Source organism: Chryseobacterium sp. IT-36CA2, from assembly GCF_949767875.1.
Lineage (GTDB): Bacteria > Bacteroidota > Bacteroidia > Flavobacteriales > Weeksellaceae > Chryseobacterium.
Genome location: NZ_CATKPG010000027.1, coordinates 70,622 through 91,052, shown reverse-complemented (window position 1 = coordinate 91,052; position 20,431 = coordinate 70,622). Strand labels below are relative to the sequence as shown.

The window sequence follows — 20,431 nt, the reverse complement described above, 5'->3', positions numbered from 1 at the left end:
TTTGAACCTTGAATTTTAAACAAACCAAGCTCTCCTGTCCTTTTTAGGAATAAATGTCCAGGCCAGCATTCTGCTGATCTTTTGCCCCTGAGCCATATCAATGGTTTTCACTTCTATAGCTTTTACTTTCTTTAAAAGACGGGTCAGTTTATTGAGATTTTCTTTTTTGGAAACAAGGCACGTGAACCAAAGAACCTGTGATGAAAATAATGCACTTTCATTGATCATTTTTGTTATAAAAGCCAGTTCACCTCCTTCACACCACAGCTCGGACTGTTGACCGCCGAAGTTAAGAAGTGGCTTTGTTTTCTTTAATTTACTGAGATTTTTTGTTTTCCTGATATTTCCTTTCATAGCAGACTCTTCAGAATCATGAAAAGGAGGATTGCACATGGTAAAGGTAAACCTGGCGTCAGGCTTAATGATATTGGTAAAGATATGATCAGCTTCCGGCTGCTTTTTTAACAGAATAGAACACGACAAATCTTCATTCTGATCCAAAATATGCCGAGCATTTTTCAAAGAATCCTGATTGACATCTGTTCCCAGCATCGTCCAGCCATATGCCCTGTGACTGATTAAAGGATATACAAGATTGGCGCCTGTTCCTATATCCAGACCTTTTACAGAATTTCCTGTAGGAATTGTATCAAGCTGTTCGGCTAAAAGATCGGCAATATAATGTACATAATCTGCTCTACCAGGAATCGGTGGACAAAGATTGGTATCGGGAATATCCCAGCCTTTAACATTATAGAAATGTAAGAGTAAGGCTTTGTTGAGCAGTTTGACTGCCTGTGGAATGCTGAAATTAATGGTTACCGTCTGATAAGCATTCACGAAAACATAGTGTTTCAGCTCCGGCACACAAGAAATAAGCTGATCAAAATCATAGGGATTACGATGCAGATTTCTTGTGTGCAGACTGGATTTTTCAGCGGACATATTTTATTTCTTCTGACTTAAAATATATTCCACCATTTTTTTGGCATCTTCCTTAGACACCTGTGGATGGGCGGCCATAGGCACACTTCCCCATACTCCACTTCCGCCTTCTATAATTTTGGAAGCCAGCAATTCTGTATCTTTTTCAGAATACTTTCCTGCAACTTCCTTATAAGAAGGTCCTATCATTCTCTCATTAACAGCGTGGCATCCAGAACAATCCAATGTTTCCATGATTTGATCGCCCGAAAGAGTAGATTTAACAGGCTCTGAAACAGCAGTTGTTTCAGAAGAGGGTGCCACCTCTGCTGTATTTTCTTTTTTAGAACAGGAAATGATCATAAGACCGAGAGTTCCTGCTAAAAGTATTTTTTTCATTATTTCTTCGCTGTAGAATCTGTTTTAGCAGCTTCTGGTGCAGTTGCAGCCGGAGTTGCAGCAGTTTTAGCAGTAGAATCTACAACTGTAGATGTTTCTGGCTCTTCAAGCATTGTGTTGCTGTCTTGTAAAGAGTGATCTACTTTTTTTGAACAGCTTGCTAATAGTAAACCTCCGATAAATGCGATTGCTAATACTTTTTTCATTTTTTTCTAATTTGGAAGCAAAAATATAAAAAATAAAGTTTTAAACTTATGACAAATGTTTTCTTTGAGAAATATTTTTTACTGACTGCATTTTAATCCAATCAGTAAAAAAATAATTCAAACATTAGGGATAATTAAATTAGGTTATTATTTTTGTATACTGAATTATCCAAACCAAAATCAATCTATTCATATGAAACTTATAACTAAAAAAAGTTTGTTAAAAACTGCTTTCTTCACGGCATTCTTTTCCTTGATTCTGTCCTGTAACAGCTCATCAGACGATCCTCATTCAGAATATTCTGATAAAATTGAATCGGTAACCTTATTAAAAACAACCAAATCATGGGATGGAACTTTGTATCCGGCCTATCCTACCACACAGCCGGAAATTTCTGTTCTTAAGATTGCTGTACCTCCTAATAAAGCCCTGGATTGGCATAAACATCCTGTGATTAATGCAGCTTATGTAGAAAAAGGAGAAATTCAGGTGGAAAGGAAAGAAGATGGTAAAACACAATGGATCCGTAAAGGCCAGGTTCTTCCGGAAATGGTGAACATTGGTCACCGAGGGAAAACGGGAGATCAAGGAGTAACTCTGATTGTTTTCTACAGTGGAACTCCTGATATTCCTTTGTCTGAACCAGTAAAATAGTTGTTTTAAACGCCATGTTCGCAAAGTAATTATCATAAAACTTCTTTTTTGTTCGCAAGGGCACTGCGTTTAGCTAATGATAGCCAACTTTGCTGAGTGAAATGCCATTGCGACCGCTTTCAAAGTAATTTAATAACATCTTTGTGATCTCAGCGTTTAAATAAAATAATTATATTTAATCCATGGTTTTAATTTCAAAAATTCTATTTTTCACCAGTCATCATGGTTTTTATACTGTGATTCTGTTGTTTGGGCTGTTTGGGCTTCTCTCCTATCTGACCAAAAAAGCATGGTTTTTAATTCCAATCATTCCACTGGCTATATTGAACGGAGTTGGCGGACAGTTTTTGAATGCATGGTTTTTAAATAAATATGGTGTTGAGAGCACGGCCATTATCACATCTAATGTAGAAACCAACTCTACGCTGAATGATATGTATATCCACGATTATGAAGCTATTGTGAAAAAGCAGGATGGAAAATACACTACTACTTTTTTCTCCACTACCAGTGCAGCCATCTATCCCATCAGTAATTCAATCAGAATACCCGACGACAAAGATATTCCTGTAAAATACATTCCGGGATATGAAAAGAATATAGTGATCCTTTATGATCAATCCAGAGAAGGAAAAATTTTATTACAATATGAAAAGCTAGCTCCCGTCAACTCTGCAAGAATCAAATATGAAGCAGATAAAACGAATAAAGAGTTCATTGAAGAATATATTTCTGCCCTGGAAAGTTATGTAGAATATGATGATGATGAAACTTACAAAGAAAAAATTAAGGAATTAAAACAAGAACTCAAGCAGCTTAAATAAAGGATTCTCATATTAAGTTTATTTATTTTTTGATATTTTTTAGTCTTGGTATTAAAAAAATTTCTACATTTGTCCCATGTTAAAAATGAACAACAATATTTGGTGGTGGCTTTCAAACTCTTCGTCGGGTCTGGAGGTATTGTCATGTTGTTAATCACAACAGAAATAATCAAAAAACAATATATAGGCTTTGACGGATACCGTTAAAGCCTTTTTTTATTCCTTAATCTCACAAAAAACAATAAGATGTTTACAAACACAATTACAATAAAAACCGTTTCGAAAAAAACACTGGGAGATCTTCATACTCCTATGAATATTTACCTTAAGATCAGAGATAAATTCCGGGATACCATTCTTCTGGAAAGCTCGGATTCAAAAAGTATTGATAATAATTTTTCCTTTATCGCGGTAAATGCCATTGCGGGGATAGAAGTGAAAAACCTCAACGAATTTGAAATTAAGCTTCCTGCTTCCGCTCCTGTAAAGCAATTGATTAATGACCAGAAGATTACAGACATATTTGAGGATTTCCGAAATATTTTTAAATGTGAAGAAACCAATGATCCTATAGAGCAAACGGCTCAGAGCCTTTTTGGCTACACAAGTTTTGAAGCGGTTCAGTTTTTTGAAAATATCACCCTTAAACCACAGAGCAAGGAAGTTGAAATTCCTGTGATGAGATACAGATTATATCAATATGTAATTGCTATTAATCATTTCAATGATGAAATGCATATCATTGAAAACTTCATTGATGGGGTAAAATCTGAACTTCATCTTTTGGAAAATCTTATTAAAAATCAGAATACTCCGGTTTATCCTTTCGAGAAAACAAGTGAGGAAACCTCTAATATTACCGATGAAGAGTATCTTGACCTGGTAAAAACAGCCCAGAAACACTGTATGCGAGGAGATGTCTTTCAGCTTGTTCTGAGCAGAAGATTTGAGCAGAAATTCAAAGGAGATGAGTTCAATGTATACCGTGCTTTGAGAAATATCAATCCTTCTCCTTACCTATTCTATTTTGATTACGGAAATTACAAATTGTTCGGATCAAGCCCTGAAAGCCAACTAATTATCAAAAATAACAAAGCGATCATTCACCCGATTGCCGGAACTTCCAAAAGAACAGGAAACTTTGAAGCTGATCTTGAAGCTATTGAAGTTTTAAAAGCTGATCCTAAAGAAAATGCGGAACATACCATGCTGGTTGACCTGGCAAGAAATGATCTTGGAAAGCTTGGAAAAAATGTTACGGTAACTAAACTTAAAGAAATTCAGCTGTTCTCTCACGTTATCCATATGGTAAGTGAAGTAACTGCCGATGTTGAAAATAATATCAATCCTCTTGAAATGGTTTCTGCCACTTTCCCTCAGGGAACGCTGAGCGGTGCACCGAAGCATAAAGCCCTTCTGCTGATCAATCAATACGAAAAAGATTCCCGCGGATATTATGGTGGCTGTATCGGAATTATCGGACTGAACGGAACCTGCAACCAGGCCATTATGATCAGAACATTCTTAAGTAAAAACAACACTTTATTTTATCAGGCTGGTGCCGGTCTTGTAGCAAAATCCGTCCCTGAAAGTGAACTGCAGGAAGTTAACAACAAACTAAATGCTCTGAAAAAAGCCGTAGAAAAAGCAGAAAAAATAGTTGAAAAATAAAATAATCATTCGACAACTATCAACCAGCAACAAAAAAAACACCAGCAACTATCTAACAAAAAAGCAATGAACAACAATAGAAACACCCAACAACCACAGCTTAAAGTTCTCGTTTTCGACAATTATGACAGCTTTACGTATAACCTTGTCCAGATTATTGAAAGAATTCTGGATCAGAAAGTGGATGTAGTAAGAAATGATAAAATTACCCTTGAAGAGATTGGAAAATATGACAAAATTATTCTTTCTCCCGGTCCCGGAATTCCTGAAGAAGCGGGTATTTTATTAGACCTTATTAAAGAATATGCGCCTACAAAAAGTATCCTTGGAGTATGCCTCGGCCAGCAGGCTATCGCTGAAGCTTTTGGGGGAACTCTTATCAACCTTTCTGAAATTTTCCATGGAGTAGCAACTACTACTGAAATTGTAAAAGAAAACACCAAGATTTTCAAAGATTTACATTCAGGACTGGAAGTGGGAAGATACCACAGCTGGGCAGTCAATCCGGAAGGTTTCCCGGAAGAACTGGAAATTACCGCTGTAGATAAAGATGGAATGATCATGGCTTTACAGCACAAAACCTACGATGTACATGGAGTACAGTTTCACCCTGAAAGCATTTTAACGCCGGAAGGAGAAGTAATCATTAAAAACTTTCTGTTGTCATGAAAACCTTAGAAATCCCTTCAACAACCATAAAAACGCCACAAATGAAAGAAATATTACAATACCTGTTCAACCATAATACACTTTCCAAATCAGAAGCTAAGGCTATGATGATTGAGATTGCACAGAATAAGTTCAATGCTGCGGAAGTGACTGCTTTCATGAGCGTTTTCCTGATGCGAAGCATTACACTGAAAGAATTGGAAGGCTTCAGAGAAGCATTATTACAAATGGCTGTTGCTGTAGATATTGATGCCAGTGATGCGATCGATATTGTAGGAACCGGAGGTGATGGAAAAGACACCATTAATATATCAACACTGACAAGCTTTGTAGTCGCCGGAGCCGGACAGAAGGTAACCAAACATGGAAATTACGGAGCCTCTACCACCACAGGTTCATCCAATGTACTGGAAGAACTGGGGTATCAGTTTAAAAGCAATTCAGAACAATTGAATGAAGATCTTGAAAGAGCCAACATCTGCTTTTTGCATGCTCCTCATTTTCACCCTGCACTACAATCGGTTGGATTATTGAGAAAATCTCTGGGATTAAGAACATTCTTTAATCTTTTGGGACCATTAGTGAATCCGGCAAAACCTAAATATTCAATGATTGGAGTTTATAATCTGGAAATTGCAAGAATTTATCAATATCTCCTTCAAAAAGAGGAACGCGAGTTTATGCTGGTACACGGCCTTGACGGATATGATGAAATAAGCCTTACCGATGACAGCAAAATCATTACAAAAAATGGGGAAGAAATTTATTCTGCAGAAGATTTAGGCTTCAATCCCGTAACGTTGGAAGATATTAAAGCAGGAAATTCTATTGAAGAAACAGCAAAAATATTCATGAATATTCTGGAAGGAAACGGTACGGAACAACAGAACTCTGTCATTCTTGCCAACGCATCAGTAGCGCTTTATAACACACAGAAATTTGGGACGTATGAAGATTGTCTTCTGCTGGCTAAAGAAAGTCTGCAAAGCGGAAAAGCATTGAATAGTTTTAATCTTTTAATTCATTAGTCTTATTATTTTTTTAACCATTAAGAAATTTTAAGTAATGAATAATCGTTAAGATTAATCATTCTGATTGTAAGTTAAAGTAAAGCTTATCTTAACATCTTACTACAATCTTAATGTTTCAAAAAGAAAAAAGTTTAAACAGGTTCAAATAAAATTCACAATTGACCGAATTCAAACACAAAAAAAATGACGATACTCGATAAAATTATTGAACGAAAAAAAGAGGAAGTTGCTGCAGCAAAATCACGCATTTCTCTTGATCAATTAAAAGACAAGGATTTTTTTGGAAGAAAAACCTATTCTCTGAAAGAATCCATCAAAAATAAAAACGGAATTATCGCTGAGTTTAAAAGACAATCTCCATCAAAAGGGATTATCAACAATAGTGTGGAGCCTTTAGAGGTAGTTTCTGCTTACGAAAATTTTGGAGCCAGCGGAATTTCTATCCTGACAGACCATGATTTCTTTGGAGGAAATTTAAATGATGTTCTAAGGGTAAGAAATGATATTAACATTCCTATTCTGCGAAAAGATTTCATGATTGATGAATACCAGTTCTATGAGGCCAAAAGCATCGGTGCTGATGTTATTTTACTGATCGCTTCATGTCTTTCTCCTGCGCAGGTGCAAGAATTTACAGAACTCGCTCATGAGCTGAAATTGGAAGTTTTGCTGGAAATTCATACAGAAGATGAGCTGAAACATTTCAATTCAAAAATCGACTTAGTAGGAATCAATAACAGGAACCTTAAAGATTTTAAAGTAGATCTGCAGCATTCCGTTCAGTTGAAAAACCAGCTTCCGAAAGGAGTTTTGTCCGTTGCAGAAAGTGGTATTTACAGTCTTGAAGACTTCAAATTTTTAAAGGAAAAAGGATTTGACGGTTTCCTGATGGGAGAATATTTCATGAAAAATACCAATCCGGCCAAAGCTTTTGAAGAATTTTCTTCTCAAATTTAAAATCAATCATAATGAACCTGCAACCTCAACTCAAAGTCTGCGGTCTTACAAAAACAGATCAGATTCAGGAACTAATTTCTATGAATGTAGATTTTCTTGGTTTCATTTTCTATGAAAAATCACCGAGATATGTTTTGAATCATCTGAGCCTGGAAGATCTTGCCGCCATTGATCATCACGGAAAAGTAGGTGTTTTTGTGAATGAAGAAATAGATAAAATTTTAAATATTGTCCAACAGGCGGATTTAAATTTCGTGCAGCTTCATGGAGATGAAAGTGATGATTTTATCATTGAATTAAGAGAAAAACTGGATCCGGAAGTCGGAATTATCAAAGTAATAAGAGTAGGAAACAATGATGATGATAACAAAGATAAAATAGCACAAACTCTTTCCTCCAACCTGCAATCTGTTACCTATTATCTCTTTGATACTGATAGCAAAGCCTTTGGCGGAACGGGAAAACAATTCGACTGGAATATCCTGAATGGGTTTCAGATTCCCATTCCCTACTTTCTAAGCGGTGGTATTTCTGAAGAAAATATCGGGAATATTAAAACATTGAAGCAACAGCCTTTCGCTTTAGATATCAATTCAAAATTTGAAACAGAACCCGGCAATAAAAATATAAATAGAATAAAAGAGTTTAAAATCTTATACCAGCAAAATAGATAACTGAAAAAGACACACAATGATGAATATACATTTGCTAAAGAAGACATTTTATAAAACATTATTTCCGCCCAAATTCGGGAATGAGAAAATCCAGAATTTGTACCACTTTATTGCTGAGAATGACAGCAATTTAGAACATTGGGAAGTGGGTGGATTATTGTCTAAATTTATTGGCGTTATTAAAGATTTTGAAGAAAGCGACATCCAGTATTTTTTTGAGAGAATCAGCTTATGGAACAGCTATTATCTGGTTATTATTTCGGATAAGTTTTTAGAAACCCATGTAAGATCAGTCGTAAAATATGACCTGGGACTAATTTATGCTAAAATATTTCTGCTGTATGAAGATTCCGATCCTTATTATCTGATTGACAACCTGGAAATTGCCATTACCATGTATAAATCAAAAATAGATAAAGCCACTTTAATTGATTTAACGCATAAAATAGAATTATTACATTATAAAAAATTGATTACCAAGCAACAGCACGATTATAACCTTGCATTTATTAATAGTTTGAACCCATGAAATATCAGATAAAAGAAACGAAAGATTTAACGGAAACCGAGATAGAACATATCCTGGAACTTTGGGATATCTCTGCCTGGAATACAATGAAGGCAGCCTATTTTCATACTTTTTTCAAAAATTCGGAATTTCATTTTCTGATGGATGCTCATGAAAATATACTGGCCATTATGAGGATAAATTTTGATTTTACTTTAAAAATAGCTGACACTGATTACTCCTTCGCAGAAGCTGTAGGCCTTGTGGCTGCTCATAAAAAGAAAGGATATGGTGCAGCGTTGGTCAGGAGTTTCAAAGAAAATGCTCTTCAGAGGAATATGGAAACTATAGGTTTTTGTCATTCGGATCTTCGCCCTTTTTATGAAAAATGTGATATAGAAATTCTCCAAGACAAAGCCAAAATGATCAAAGAAAGCATTGGCTCGCAATGGGTGAATTCTGAAGATGATGATATTTTGATTTTTCATACCTCACAGGAAAGAAAAGAACTGCTTAATCAGCTAAGTTCACAAAACAATGCTTATTTAATTACTAAAGAATAAAAAAATGAATTATAAAAACCCCGATGAAAATGGATATTACGGAGAGTTTGGAGGAGCTTTTATCCCCGAAATGCTTTATCCTAATGTAGAAGAATTGCAAAAAAGCTACCTTGAAATCATAGAATCTGAAGATTTTCAGGCTGAGTATCAGGATTTGCTTAAAAACTATGTCGGAAGGGCTACTCCTTTATATTTTGCTAAAAACTTAAGTCAGAAATACCAGACACAGATCTATTTAAAGCGGGAAGATCTCAACCATACCGGAGCTCACAAGATCAATAATGCTCTGGGACAGGTTCTACTGGCCAAGCGTCTTGGAAAAACAAGAATTATTGCTGAAACGGGAGCGGGACAACACGGTGTTGCGACTGCTACCGCCTGTGCTTTATTAGGTCTGGAATGTATTGTCTACATGGGAGAAATTGATATCCAGAGACAAGCCCCGAATGTAGCAAGAATGAAAATGCTGGGTGCAGAAGTGGTAGCAGCTACTTCAGGTTCAAAGACCCTTAAAGATGCCGTAAATGAAGCATTAAGAGACTGGATCAACAATCCTGTGACTACTCATTATGTGATTGGAAGCGTGGTTGGACCTCATCCTTTTCCTGATTTGGTAGCCAGATTTCAAAGTATTATTTCAAAAGAAATCAAAGAACAGCTTAAAGAGAAAATCGGAAGAGAAAACCCAGATTATGTGATTGCCTGTGTAGGTGGAGGAAGTAATGCAGCAGGGACTTTTTATCATTTTGTGGAGGAAAAAGAAGTGAAAATCATTGCTGCTGAAGCCGGAGGATTAGGAGTAGATTCCGGGAAATCTGCGGCCACTACGTTTTTAGGAACGCTTGGAGTACTTCACGGAAGCAAAAGCCTTGTAATGCAAACAGAAGACGGACAGGTTATAGAGCCCCACTCTATTTCCGCAGGATTGGATTACCCAGGAATAGGTCCTTTTCATGCCCATTTATTTAAAGAAAAAAGAGCAGAATTTTTTAGTATTAATGACGATGAAGCATTAAAATGCGCTTTTAACCTTACCAAACTGGAAGGAATCATTCCGGCACTGGAAAGTTCACATGCGCTGGCAGTTTTAGACAAGAAAAAATTTAATGAAAACGATGTTGTTGTAATTTGTCTGAGCGGCCGTGGAGATAAGGATATGGAAACCTATTTGAAAAATCTGTAAAATGTCGGATGTAAAATGTACAATGTATTTCCACTAACATTCATTACATCATACTTTGTACATTATACTTTAATACAATAAAAAATGAAAAAACTAAATATATACTTCACGGCAGGAATTCCTCAATTGGAAGATACCGCTGACATTATAAAACTGATTCAGGACTCCGGAGCAGATATGATCGAAATCGGAATGCCCTATTCTGATCCTGTGGCAGATGGACCTGTGATCCAAAATGCTCATGAACTGGCTTTAAAAAACGGAATGACCATCGAAAAGCTATTGTCTCAGCTGAAAGCCATTAAAGATGAAATCAGAATTCCGATTATCCTGATGGGGTACATCAATCCTGTGTTAAGTTTCGGATTTGAGAAATTCTGTGCAGCATGTTCTGAATGTGGTGTTTCAGGACTGATCCTTCCAGATCTTCCTCCTATTGAATTTGAGAAAAATTACCAGCATATTTTAAAGCAATATAATTTAAATTTCACCTTTCTCGTAACCCCGGAAACTTCGGATGAAAGAATGATTTATCTGGATTCCTTAAGCTCAGGTTTCCTATATGCTGTAAGCTCTTCTTCTACCACCGGAAATGAAAACGCTGTTTTGAAAAATGAATCCTACCTTTCCAGAATAGCATCCCTTCCTCTTAAAAACCCTGTGATGATTGGATTTGGAATCAAGTCGAAAGAAGATTTTGAAAATGTAACGGAAAAAGCAGATGGCGGTATCATAGGGACAGCTTTTGTGAATATTTTGCTTCAGGATAGAGAGTGGAAGAAAAGTGCTATAGATTTTATCCATTCTATAAAAGGGTAAAATTCACTAAATTTGTATATCAAAAATTGAAATGAATACAAATCAGAATAAAGCAGTAGAATTTGAAGATTTAGGAATCAAAGATTATCAGCCAACCTGGGATTATCAGGAACAACTGATGAAAAACATCATTGATACCAAAATAAAAAACAGGGATCTTCCCGCAGAACAACATATTACTACTCCCAACCATCTTCTTCTCGTAGAACATCCGCACGTTTATACTTTAGGAAAAAGCGGACACGAAGAAAATATGCTTGCAGGTATTGATAAATTGAAAGAAATTGATGCTACTTTCGTCAAAGTAAACCGTGGCGGAGATATTACCTACCATGGCTACGGACAGGTTGTAGGCTACCCTATTCTTGATCTTGAAAACTTTTTCACGGATATTCATTTATATATGAGAAATCTGGAAGAAGTAATCATCAGAACCATTGCCGAATACGGTATTAAAGGAGAACGTTCCCCAGGAGAAACCGGAGTATGGCTGGATGTAGGAAAACCTTACGCCAGGAAAATGTGTGCTATGGGGGTGAAAGCTTCCCGTTGGGTAACTCTTCACGGGTTTGCATTGAATGTGAATACGGATATGCGTTATTTTGAATACATTATTCCATGTGGTATCAAAGATAAGCAGGTTACCTCATTGAAAAGAGAACTTGAAAGAGAACTGACATTCGTAGAAATGGAAGAACTGAAAGCAAAGATCAGAAAACATTTTGCAGATGTATTTCAAGCGGAATTGATTTATAAATAATCAAGATAATTTAAAATATAAAACCCAGTTTCAGCCTTTGAAACTGGGTTTTTAGTTTAAAAACCACTATTTTAAAATTTTCTATTTTCCTTGAATATCTCTATAAAAATAATCATTATTCCACTCTTTTCAATATCATAAAATCAAAAATATAATACAATTATGTATTTTTTTGAAAAAATGTTTGCATATATTTTAATTTTTATTACTTTTAATATCACAAAATAGTGAACTATCACCACTAAAAAGTTCACTGAAAATTAACCACAAAGTATAAAAACTATGAAAAAATTTCTGTTATCCATGATGGTATTCGTGACGATGCTGTCATTCAATGCCTGTTCAGATTCAAACGCCAATCAGGATCCTAATCTCGTAGCCAAAGAGTCAAACGAAGTTGCCATGAAAGATTTCGGCAAGACTGTACCGGTAGGGATAGAAAAAGAGGATGGAAAGTTTAAAGTTTCATTTATGGTTTCAGCGCAGCCGTATCATATTAAGGATACTAAGGAAAATGCGGGATTCATCTCTATGATCAAAGAAGCTGTAGAAAATGAAACTCCGGTTCAGGTTTTCCTGAAGGCCAATTCTAATGAAATTGCAAAGGTAGATAAAGCAACAGCTGATGATATCCGTTATTTCAAATCAGTATTCAACAAAGAAGAGAGAGGCGACAGCAAAAAAGCAGTAAGCGTTATTCCAAATATTGCAACGCTGAACAGCTTATTCACTCAGATCAAAAATCAGGCTTGCGGAACTTCTACAGCATCTTCACCGTGTATTACTTTCAGATATCCTGTAGATGGATGCTATGCAAGAGCTCATAAAATGAGACAAATCCTTTTGAATGCCGGTTATGATTGTGAAAAACAGTTCGTTTATGGTAACCTTAGAGCTTCTACAGGAACATGCTGTGTATCATGGGTATATCACGTGGCAATTTTGGTAAGCTTTAAAAACGCTTCCGGAATTGTTGAAAAAAGAATCATAGACCCATCATTATTCTCCAGCGGACCTGTAACTGATGCTGCATGGAGAGCTGCTTGTACGAATACAGGCTGTGGATCTGCTTCTGTATCTTCTTTTGCCAATACAGCAGGAAATGTATACTACAGAAGTCCATCAGGATCTTTACTGTATGATAACAACTATGTAAATACCAACTGTGTATTGAATATATTCTCATCCCTTTCAGGATGTTCTCCTTCTCCTGCACCTAGCGTAGGAAGCTGTGGATTTTAACTAATTTATATAGAGCTCCTGCACGTATTTTGATATATTGCAGGAGCTTTTTACTTAATACTTTTTTGCTATGAAAGCCTGGTCCTATTTACTATTACTTTTTATTATGATTACATCCTGTTCCGGTAATTCCAGTTCACAGAACTTAACCTGGTATAATAATGCCACTATTTCCAACATCATGGAAGACCCCGATAAACCGGATGAAGTGGTACGTATCGCCATTGGAATAAGTGCTCAGGTTTTTTATCTTTCAAAAAAATCTCCGGATTATAAAAATCTCCTGGAAAAGGCTACTCAAAGCTTTAAAAAGAGTAAGACCTATAATATTGGTATTGAAAATAAAACCAATATCATCAAAGAAATAAAAGAGGTCAAATAATCTGTATTACCTGATCACAGAAATTCCGGCATCTACTTTTATTTCCGCTCCATGGATATATGAAGCTTCATCTGAAGCCAGAAACAGAACTACATTGGCAATTTCTGACGGTTCCCCTTGTCTTTTAAAAGGAATTGTAGGGATAATATCTTCAATAGCACTTTCTATCTGCTCTCCGGTCAGACCAGTATTATTAAAAATATTGGTTTTAATATGTCCGGGGCTTACTCCATTCACTCGAATTCCACGTTCTGTAAGTTCTACGGCAAAAGTTTTGATGAATGACTGCACTGCAGATTTGGCAGCAGAATACACCGAAAAATTGTGCATTGCAATTTCCGTTGCCACTGAAGTATTGAAAATAACAGAACTTCCGCTTTTCATCAATGGTAATAACTGCTGTACTGTAAAAAATGGCCCTTTGACCAGCATATTGAAGAGTTCGTCAAACTGGTTTTCATCTACATATTCTACAGAAGCAAATCTTCCGTAGCCTGCATTGGCAAAGACCAGATCAATATGGTCTGTATATTTTCTGACTTCCTGCTGAAGATTCATCAGGTCTTTTATATTTCCTGCGTTGGATACGATTCCCAATGCCATTTCTCCAAGCTTTTCCAAAGCATTGTTTACGGTTTCTTCACTTCTTCCTGTGATGATAACTTTTCCTCCTTCTTCAATGAATTTCTGAGCAGTAGCTAAGCCCATTCCGTTAGTTCCACCTGTAATTAAAGCGGTTTTGTTATTAAATCTCTGCATTGCTTTTAGTTTAAATTTCTATTGCAAAGATTGGAATACAAGGGCTTTGAAAAAATCCGAATCATGTGGAAATCAACAAAATTGAAGCTATAATTTACCTTTTAAATTTCATCAATAATCGCGATCAATAAAATCTTTCAAAATTAAATTGCGCACAATTAAATCGAGTGTACATTTGTACTGTTAATTTACTTCACTGTTAAAAACAGAAGTAATAAAAACACCAAGTAGTTTAATTTAAAACAAAAGAAAAATGTCATTAATAGAAAATCTAAACTGGAGACATGCTGTAAAAGCTTATGACCCAACCAAAAAAGTATCACAGGAAGATCTTAATACGATTTTAGAATCAGCAAGACTGGCTCCTACTTCATCCGGACTTCAACCGTTCAGAATTATTGTAGTGGAAAACCAGGAATTGAAAGAAAAAATGGTAGCAGGTGCTTTAAACCCTGAAGTAATGAGAGATTCTTCTCACGTTTTGGTCTTTGCAGCTTGGGACAGCTATTCTAATGAAAAAATTGACAAAGTTTACGATTATCACACGGATGTAAGAGATCTTCCAAGAGGTCGTTTCGGAAGCTATACCGATACTATCAAAAAAATGTACGGAGCACAAACTGCTGAAGAACATTTTGCACATACTGCCCGTCAGACTTATATTGCCTTAGGAATTGCCCTTGCACAGGCAGCAGAGCTTAAAATAGACAGTACACCGGCAGAAGGATTCAACAATGCCGTAGTGGATGAAGTACTGGGATTGAAAGAACTAGGATTAAAAAGTGTAACGCTTTTATATCTTGGATACCGTGACGAAGCTAATGACTGGCTTTCTTCTATGAAAAAAGTTAGAATTCCAATGGATGAATTTATCATAAAAAAGTAATACCTTCATCGAATCTTTCGTACTCAAAATTATGGAAAATCCGAAAACACCCAAACTAGAAAACCAGATTTGCTTCCCACTGTATGTAATTGCCAAAGAGATTACAGGGCTTTACCGTCCTTTTCTTGATGAACTGGGCATTACGTATCCGCAGTATCTTGTGATGATGATATTATGGGACGGTGACGGACTTACGGTAACCCATATCGGAGAAAAACTTTATCTGGATAGTGGAACTTTAACACCTCTTCTGAAAAGACTGGAGTCTAAAGGATTTATTAGCAGAAAAAGAAAAAAAGAGGACGAAAGAGTAGTTGAAGTATTTTTAGACGAAGCTGGAAAACAGCTTCAGCAGAAAGCTTGTGAAATTCCTGGAAAAATTCAGGAAAAACTGGGAATACAACCAGAAGAGCTGCTGCACCTTAAAGACACAGTACTAAAAATATTAAACAAAATAGAAAAATAAATGAAAACGTTATATACCACTAAAGTTACTGCTCAAGGAGGCAGAAACGGACATGTAAAAAGTGAAAACGGAGTGTTGGAACTTGACGTAAGAATGCCGAAAGGTTTAGGAGGCGCCAATGACGATTTTGCTAATCCTGAAATGCTTTTTGCAGCCGGATATTCTGCATGTTTCGACAGTGCTCTGAACAGAGTAATCAGTCTTTCTAAAGTAAAAACCGGAGAAACCACAGTAACCGCTCAAATAAGCATAGGTCAGCTTGAGAATGGTGGTTTCGGACTGGCTGCAGAATTAGACGTGAACATCCCTGGAGTTTCTCTTGAGGAAGCACAGGCTCTGACAGAAAAAGCACACCAGATCTGCCCTTATTCTAATGCTACCAGAAATAATATGGAGGTGAAACTTGCAGTAACCAACAACGATTAATCCAATTTTTTTAAGCATAGTTATAACGAAAGGAGCTGTTTCAGTAGAAACAGCTCCTTTTTTTATTTTCTCAGGGATTTCACAGATGACACAGATGATTGAGGATATATTTTATGCATATAATGTAAGAATTTCATTCATCATTCATCATTCATCATTTATAATTTATAACTCATCATTACCTCCTGTCTTTATTTACGTCACTTTTCTGATAAGCATCTACTTTTCTATAAGAATCATTTTTCTCTTTTTCTTTTTTATCGGAGATTAAAATTCCAAAAAGATGGTCGATTTCATGTTGGAAGATCACTGCAGTGAAACCTTCTACAATTTCTGAATATTTCTGACCTTTCAGATCAACATATTCCAGTTGAATAACTTTGCTTCTGTAAAACTGATCTCTGAATTCAGGAATAGACAAATCACCTTCAGGACCCAGATTTTGTAAATCTGAACGCCATACAATCACCGGATTGATGAAGTATTCCAATGGTGTTCCTTCCTTATCAAAACGCTGCACCCAGATGATCTTTCTGTTGATTCCTACCTGTGGAGCTGCAATGCCTACTCCACCATCTGTTGAAAGGAGAGATTCTTTCATTCTTTTTACCAAAACAGTTGTATTCGGGTCAAGAGGGTCTGCTTCTGAAGAAATGCTCAGCAATGTTTTATGCTGATTGGAATTTGTCGTCTGATAGATCGGTAATGCGGTATTTACATCTCCCTGATTGATGATTGAAATTTCATGGGAAGTGAGTTTTTGAGCGTTATACGTTAAGCTCAGAGACAATAACAAAAAGAAGGATAAATTTTTCATATTTATTATATTCATATATCATGTGAAAAGTAATTATATATTTTTAAGTATAGCCATTTAAGGTGTTTACAATTTTTTTCACATTTTACAAATTTTTAAATCTTTTTATTAAATACAAAATAAATTCACACTTTTTTTTAGCTTTGTATAATAAATTAAAATTCCCTCTAACAATTATAAACACAATTATGGCTGATTTAGAAGTTCGCAAACATGCCAAACAGGCTTTAAAAAACATTACAAAAAGAGACAATAAAGGGCTTTGGCATAAAATAAAAGAGTTCTTATTAGAAATATTTATTATTGTTTTTGCAGTTTCCCTTTCCATCTGGCTTCATGGATTAAGTGAAAAAAGTCATCAGGCAGAAGATGTAAAAGAATTTCTGATTGATTTAAAAAGTGATTTGGCAGCTGATAAACAGGAAATACTAAAAAACAAAGAAATGTTATTAAAAAAATATGAAGAAGATTCTCCTACAAAAAATATTGGTAACAAAATTATTAAAAATGAAGATCCAATCTTTCAAAAAACGACAAGTATGAAAGAAATCCAGTCTCAACAATCTCAGATTACCTTAATATCTATCTTTAGAAGTGCTAATTCCGGAAATTACGAAGGATTTAAATCAAGTGGAAATATTGCATACATCCGTAATAAACCTTTAAAAAGTAAAATTTTAAAGTATTATGAACAGGATGTAAAGTCTTTGGAAAACAGTGAAAAAAGATATAATAATCAGTTGGAGAAAACAATGCAAGCTATCATAGCAAACAACTCTAAGGAAGCAAATGCCAGTAATTATTTTTTGACACTTTACCGACAAAATGTTATCGAGCAATATGATAAGCAACTTTTAGAAATTGAAAAAATTTCTAAAGAAATCAATGAGCAAATCAAATAATTTTAATAAAAACGGACTTTGGTCCGTTTTTATTAAAATGTTTTCGTCATATCTCCCGGAATAATCAGATTAAAATCTGTAGGGATATAATCTTTGGATGGTACTTTCAATTCGGGGTCATCTGATTCGAATACGGAGATAACCGCTATTTTCAGATTAGGATTTTTCTGTTTGATGTACCAATAAATCCCGCCGAATTCTTTGCTGTGGTAGTTTCCATTGTAGTGGATGAAAGTTTTTCCTGCCTGATAGCTTTTCAGGATAGATTCAGCCATGGTAGCATCTTTTGTAGCCTGAGCAGAGATGAAATTCATCACTTTAGTTCCTTCTGCATGATCGCCCATCATCTTTTTCATCTCCTGATATCCGGGAGTATCTAAAGTAACCTTGATGGGCAGCTGAGCAATGTATGTTTTTTCTTTCTCGCTTAATTTATTTAAAGACTCAAGACCTTCTTTTGCCGTTTGTGAGGCATATCTTCTTGGAATATTGGTTGCAATGAAATTCAGCTTTTTATCTTTGGCAAAATCTACCAAAGGTTTGTAATCTGTTGCATAATTGTTCCACAAACGGGCAGAATCTTTCAATGTTTTAGCATCGAATTTCCCGTTTAAATATTGATTAAGCTGAGCCTGATTATCTCTTTCAAACATTTCTGCTCCTAAGATAAGCTGACCGTTCTTTTTTGCAAAGAGCGCTTCTGTAATTTTAAGCTGAAGCCAGTGATTGATGGAGCTGTTATGATTTTCACCAAAAAAGACCACATCATAATCTGCCAGTTCTTTTACCAGCTTTTCTGTCTTTATTTCTTTTCCTTTTTTATCATAAAATTGATATGCCTTAAAATCCTGTGCTTTTAATGAACAGAAACCGGCAAGCAGTATCGCTATGAAAATATTTTTCATTTTTATTTATATTTAATCACAAATTACACAAATATTCTGGCACCTACAGATCGCATGAAATAAAAAAGACCGCTTTGAATTTTACAAACAAAACGGTCTCATTCAAAATCATCTAATTATTATTTCTCTAATTCTGCTACAAGGTCCTTCCACTCCTGAAGTTCAGGAATTCCAGGTTTTCTTTTTCCGAAGAACTGAACAATGAAGTCACCTTCACTGTTGAATACTTCGATAGCGGTTACTTCTCCGTCTTCAGTTGGTTTTTTAACGATCCATGCTTCAGCAATTTTCGTTACATCAAGGTGTAGGTTGAAATCTGGATCCATTACGTTGAACCATTGCTGGTGCCAAAGTGTTTTCTTCACATTTCCTGTGTGGATCTGGATAATTCCTCTGTTTCCAACGAAAACCATGATCGGTGTATTTTTCTCAGAAGCGTCTTCAAGGACGTTGACTACTTTCGCATTATCAATTTTCTTAGCAAATCCTTCCGGAGCTAGTCTTAATGCCTGTGTTCTGCTTACTCCATATTTTCTGGTCATCATGAAGAAATCATGAGTATCTTTCAATTCTGTCCATGCTTTTTTGAAGCCTTCCACATCAATGTCTGAATCTGCTTTTTCAGCCTGTTTTGGAGCTACTGCTTCAAATACCAATGCCTGATTCTGATCGTCTGCTTTAAATTTTTCTACAATAGCATCGAAAGCTGCTTCATTGCTATCTTTTGTTAAATAAATTTTGTGAAGTGCCAAACCGTCTTTCCCGAAAAACTGAAGGCTTTTCTTCTCTCCTTCCAATACTGCAAAAGCAAATTTCCAGTGGTTAAGGAAAATTCTAAGGTCAATATCTTCACCCACAAAAAGCTGTGCATGAGGACTGCTGAAATCTCCGTTCAGATACGTTCCTTTTCTTTCATGAACACATTCATCATTACGGGTAAGAGCCATTACTTTTCCTAATTGCTCAGCTTCTGTAAGGATTCCCTGAAAATCCGGGTTCAGTACGGTAACACCTTCTCCGATGCTTGTTGCCAATAATTCTGCTTCACTTACTTCTAGCTGTGCTGCTGCATTTCTTATTCTGATATGTGGATTTTCTGCTTTCAGAGCTTCCCATTTTTCCTTTAAATCATTAACTAATGTGCTCATTACTTTACTTTTTTATGGTTAAAATTGTATAAATTCTTCGTATTGTTTCGTTTCCTGTTTTACTTTTTATTTCTTCTTCTTTTTCAGAAGTTTTCATTCTTTTAAAGTGGCTTTTGGAGATAAGCTCTTCCATTTCACTGTTGCTGTACAAGGTGAAATCATATTCCGTAAACGGCAGTTTCTCCATGAATTCTCTTTGTCCAAATGTAAGGACGAATGTCCCGTCATCTTTTAAAACCCTGTAAATCTCGTTTAGAAATTCTACCGGATTTCCCCAGAAATAGACTGTGTTTACAGTGAATATCTTATCAAAAGATCTATCCTGAAATGGCAGTTTCTTCCCTTCATACAGAACAAAATCTGCTTCGCTTTCAAATTCTTTATTGAGCCTTTTGGCTTCATTGTGCATGGTTTCAGAAATATCAATTCCTGTGTATCTGAGATTCTTGGCAAGACTCATTATACTTTTCAGATGGGCTGCATTTCCGTGTCCTATTTCAAGGATCTGCTGATCATCATCTATTACAAGTGTTTTAATGCTTTCCAACGTCATACTGATATTAGTAGCATTCATCATTTCACCAATCTCGATGCCTTTTTCACCCTGAGGATTGGCAAGATTCTGTGCGAGTATTTTGAGTTCGTCTTTTTCCAT

At 35.7% G+C, this 20,431-nt stretch carries 26 protein-coding genes; 18 read left to right on the top strand and 8 right to left on the bottom strand.

All coding sequences use genetic code 11. The features are described 5' to 3' along the window. Positions 1–15: 15 nt before the first annotated feature. From rlmF to ACM6F9_RS22490, 3 genes are read right to left on the bottom strand one after another with little or no spacing between them, the layout of a single operon-like run. The gene (gene rlmF, locus ACM6F9_RS22500) at positions 16–945 is read right to left on the bottom strand and encodes a 23S rRNA (adenine(1618)-N(6))-methyltransferase RlmF (protein ID WP_414847732.1); all 930 of its coding nucleotides are present in this window, start codon (positions 943–945) and stop codon (positions 16–18) included. Between the two features lie 3 nt (positions 946–948). Continuing rightward, positions 949–1,323 carry a c-type cytochrome gene (locus ACM6F9_RS22495; protein WP_414847731.1) on the bottom strand — a complete coding sequence of 125 codons (375 nt, stop codon included), beginning with the start codon at positions 1,321–1,323 and terminating at the stop codon, positions 949–951. Further along, positions 1,323–1,529 carry a hypothetical protein gene (locus tag ACM6F9_RS22490; RefSeq protein ID WP_414847730.1) on the bottom strand — a complete coding sequence of 69 codons (207 nt, stop codon included), beginning with the start codon at positions 1,527–1,529 and terminating at the stop codon, positions 1,323–1,325. The genes ACM6F9_RS22495 and ACM6F9_RS22490 overlap by 1 nt, the downstream gene beginning before the upstream one ends. A gap of 193 nt (positions 1,530–1,722) precedes the next feature. Between ACM6F9_RS22490 and ACM6F9_RS22485 the strand changes: the two genes are divergently transcribed. The 14 genes from ACM6F9_RS22485 to ACM6F9_RS22420 all read left to right on the top strand — a co-directional run bounded on the left by ACM6F9_RS22485 (position 1,723) and on the right by ACM6F9_RS22420 (position 13,467). Further along, a complete protein-coding gene (locus tag ACM6F9_RS22485) occupies positions 1,723–2,184 on the top strand; it encodes a cupin domain-containing protein (protein WP_414847729.1) in 462 nt (153 codons plus the stop codon). Positions 2,185–2,366: 182 nt separating this feature from the next. Continuing rightward, positions 2,367–3,008: a hypothetical protein gene (locus ACM6F9_RS22480; RefSeq protein WP_414847728.1), complete on the top strand. Its 642-nt coding sequence runs from the start codon at positions 2,367–2,369 to the stop codon at positions 3,006–3,008. 246 nt (positions 3,009–3,254) lie between these two features. Continuing rightward, entirely contained in the window at positions 3,255–4,679 is a 1,425-nt protein-coding gene (locus ACM6F9_RS22475) for an anthranilate synthase component I family protein (protein WP_414847727.1), read from the top strand. Between the two features lie 66 nt (positions 4,680–4,745). Next, a complete protein-coding gene (locus ACM6F9_RS22470; protein WP_414847726.1) occupies positions 4,746–5,348 on the top strand; it encodes an anthranilate synthase component II in 603 nt (200 codons plus the stop codon). 41 nt (positions 5,349–5,389) lie between these two features. After that, on the top strand, positions 5,390–6,376 hold the full coding sequence (trpD, locus tag ACM6F9_RS22465; RefSeq protein ID WP_414847740.1) for an anthranilate phosphoribosyltransferase: 987 nt from the start codon (positions 5,390–5,392) through the stop codon (positions 6,374–6,376). Between the two features lie 186 nt (positions 6,377–6,562). Next, the gene (gene trpC / locus ACM6F9_RS22460; RefSeq protein WP_414847725.1) at positions 6,563–7,336 is read left to right on the top strand and encodes an indole-3-glycerol phosphate synthase TrpC; all 774 of its coding nucleotides are present in this window, start codon (positions 6,563–6,565) and stop codon (positions 7,334–7,336) included. An 11-nt stretch (positions 7,337–7,347) separates the two neighbouring features. After that, the gene (locus tag ACM6F9_RS22455) at positions 7,348–8,010 is read left to right on the top strand and encodes a phosphoribosylanthranilate isomerase (protein WP_414847724.1); all 663 of its coding nucleotides are present in this window, start codon (positions 7,348–7,350) and stop codon (positions 8,008–8,010) included. 16 nt (positions 8,011–8,026) lie between these two features. Then, complete coding sequence (locus ACM6F9_RS22450) at positions 8,027–8,539, top strand: hypothetical protein (RefSeq protein WP_414847723.1); 513 nt, start codon at positions 8,027–8,029, stop codon at positions 8,537–8,539. Next, entirely contained in the window at positions 8,536–9,081 is a 546-nt protein-coding gene (locus tag ACM6F9_RS22445) for a GNAT family N-acetyltransferase (RefSeq protein ID WP_414847722.1), read from the top strand. Before ACM6F9_RS22450 ends, ACM6F9_RS22445 begins: the two co-directional genes overlap by 4 nt. A gap of 4 nt (positions 9,082–9,085) precedes the next feature. After that, a complete protein-coding gene (trpB, locus tag ACM6F9_RS22440; RefSeq protein ID WP_414847721.1) occupies positions 9,086–10,264 on the top strand; it encodes a tryptophan synthase subunit beta in 1,179 nt (392 codons plus the stop codon). A gap of 84 nt (positions 10,265–10,348) precedes the next feature. Further along, entirely contained in the window at positions 10,349–11,083 is a 735-nt protein-coding gene (gene trpA / locus ACM6F9_RS22435; protein WP_414847720.1) for a tryptophan synthase subunit alpha, read from the top strand. A 31-nt stretch (positions 11,084–11,114) separates the two neighbouring features. Continuing rightward, positions 11,115–11,843: a lipoyl(octanoyl) transferase LipB gene (gene lipB, locus ACM6F9_RS22430; RefSeq protein WP_414847719.1), complete on the top strand. Its 729-nt coding sequence runs from the start codon at positions 11,115–11,117 to the stop codon at positions 11,841–11,843. A gap of 282 nt (positions 11,844–12,125) precedes the next feature. Next, positions 12,126–13,085: a protein-glutamine glutaminase gene (locus ACM6F9_RS22425; protein ID WP_414847718.1), complete on the top strand. Its 960-nt coding sequence runs from the start codon at positions 12,126–12,128 to the stop codon at positions 13,083–13,085. A gap of 70 nt (positions 13,086–13,155) precedes the next feature. Beyond that, positions 13,156–13,467, top strand: coding sequence for a hypothetical protein (locus tag ACM6F9_RS22420; RefSeq protein ID WP_414847717.1), 312 nt, complete (start codon positions 13,156–13,158; stop codon positions 13,465–13,467). Positions 13,468–13,473: 6 nt separating this feature from the next. Here ACM6F9_RS22420 and ACM6F9_RS22415 read toward each other — a convergent pair whose 3' ends face one another. Beyond that, positions 13,474–14,226 carry an SDR family oxidoreductase gene (locus ACM6F9_RS22415; protein ID WP_414847716.1) on the bottom strand — a complete coding sequence of 251 codons (753 nt, stop codon included), beginning with the start codon at positions 14,224–14,226 and terminating at the stop codon, positions 13,474–13,476. 253 nt (positions 14,227–14,479) lie between these two features. Here ACM6F9_RS22415 and ACM6F9_RS22410 point away from each other — a divergent pair, with 253 nt between their 5' ends. Genes ACM6F9_RS22410 through ACM6F9_RS22400 form a run of 3 tightly spaced genes read left to right on the top strand, consistent with a single transcriptional unit; the run spans position 14,480 to position 16,004 of the window. Continuing rightward, the gene (locus ACM6F9_RS22410) at positions 14,480–15,112 is read left to right on the top strand and encodes an NAD(P)H-dependent oxidoreductase (protein WP_079241094.1); all 633 of its coding nucleotides are present in this window, start codon (positions 14,480–14,482) and stop codon (positions 15,110–15,112) included. A 31-nt stretch (positions 15,113–15,143) separates the two neighbouring features. Continuing rightward, entirely contained in the window at positions 15,144–15,578 is a 435-nt protein-coding gene (locus ACM6F9_RS22405) for a MarR family winged helix-turn-helix transcriptional regulator (RefSeq protein ID WP_414847715.1), read from the top strand. After that, on the top strand, positions 15,579–16,004 hold the full coding sequence (locus ACM6F9_RS22400) for an organic hydroperoxide resistance protein (protein ID WP_414847714.1): 426 nt from the start codon (positions 15,579–15,581) through the stop codon (positions 16,002–16,004). A gap of 178 nt (positions 16,005–16,182) precedes the next feature. Here ACM6F9_RS22400 and ACM6F9_RS22395 read toward each other — a convergent pair whose 3' ends face one another. Next, on the bottom strand, positions 16,183–16,821 hold the full coding sequence (locus tag ACM6F9_RS22395; RefSeq protein WP_414847713.1) for a peptide deformylase: 639 nt from the start codon (positions 16,819–16,821) through the stop codon (positions 16,183–16,185). 188 nt (positions 16,822–17,009) lie between these two features. On the opposite strand from ACM6F9_RS22395, the gene ACM6F9_RS22390 reads away from it, so the two are divergent. Beyond that, entirely contained in the window at positions 17,010–17,723 is a 714-nt protein-coding gene (locus ACM6F9_RS22390; protein WP_414847712.1) for a hypothetical protein, read from the top strand. Positions 17,724–17,755: 32 nt separating this feature from the next. Here ACM6F9_RS22390 and ACM6F9_RS22385 read toward each other — a convergent pair whose 3' ends face one another. The 3 genes from ACM6F9_RS22385 to ACM6F9_RS22375 all read right to left on the bottom strand — a co-directional run bounded on the left by ACM6F9_RS22385 (position 17,756) and on the right by ACM6F9_RS22375 (position 20,431). Then, positions 17,756–18,628 (bottom strand): ChaN family lipoprotein, encoded by an 873-nt coding sequence (locus ACM6F9_RS22385; RefSeq protein ID WP_414847711.1) that lies wholly within the window; start codon positions 18,626–18,628, stop codon positions 17,756–17,758. A gap of 119 nt (positions 18,629–18,747) precedes the next feature. Then, complete coding sequence (locus ACM6F9_RS22380) at positions 18,748–19,776, bottom strand: hemin-degrading factor (protein ID WP_414847710.1); 1,029 nt, start codon at positions 19,774–19,776, stop codon at positions 18,748–18,750. Between the two features lie 4 nt (positions 19,777–19,780). Continuing rightward, entirely contained in the window at positions 19,781–20,431 is a 651-nt protein-coding gene (locus ACM6F9_RS22375; protein ID WP_414847709.1) for a class I SAM-dependent methyltransferase, read from the bottom strand.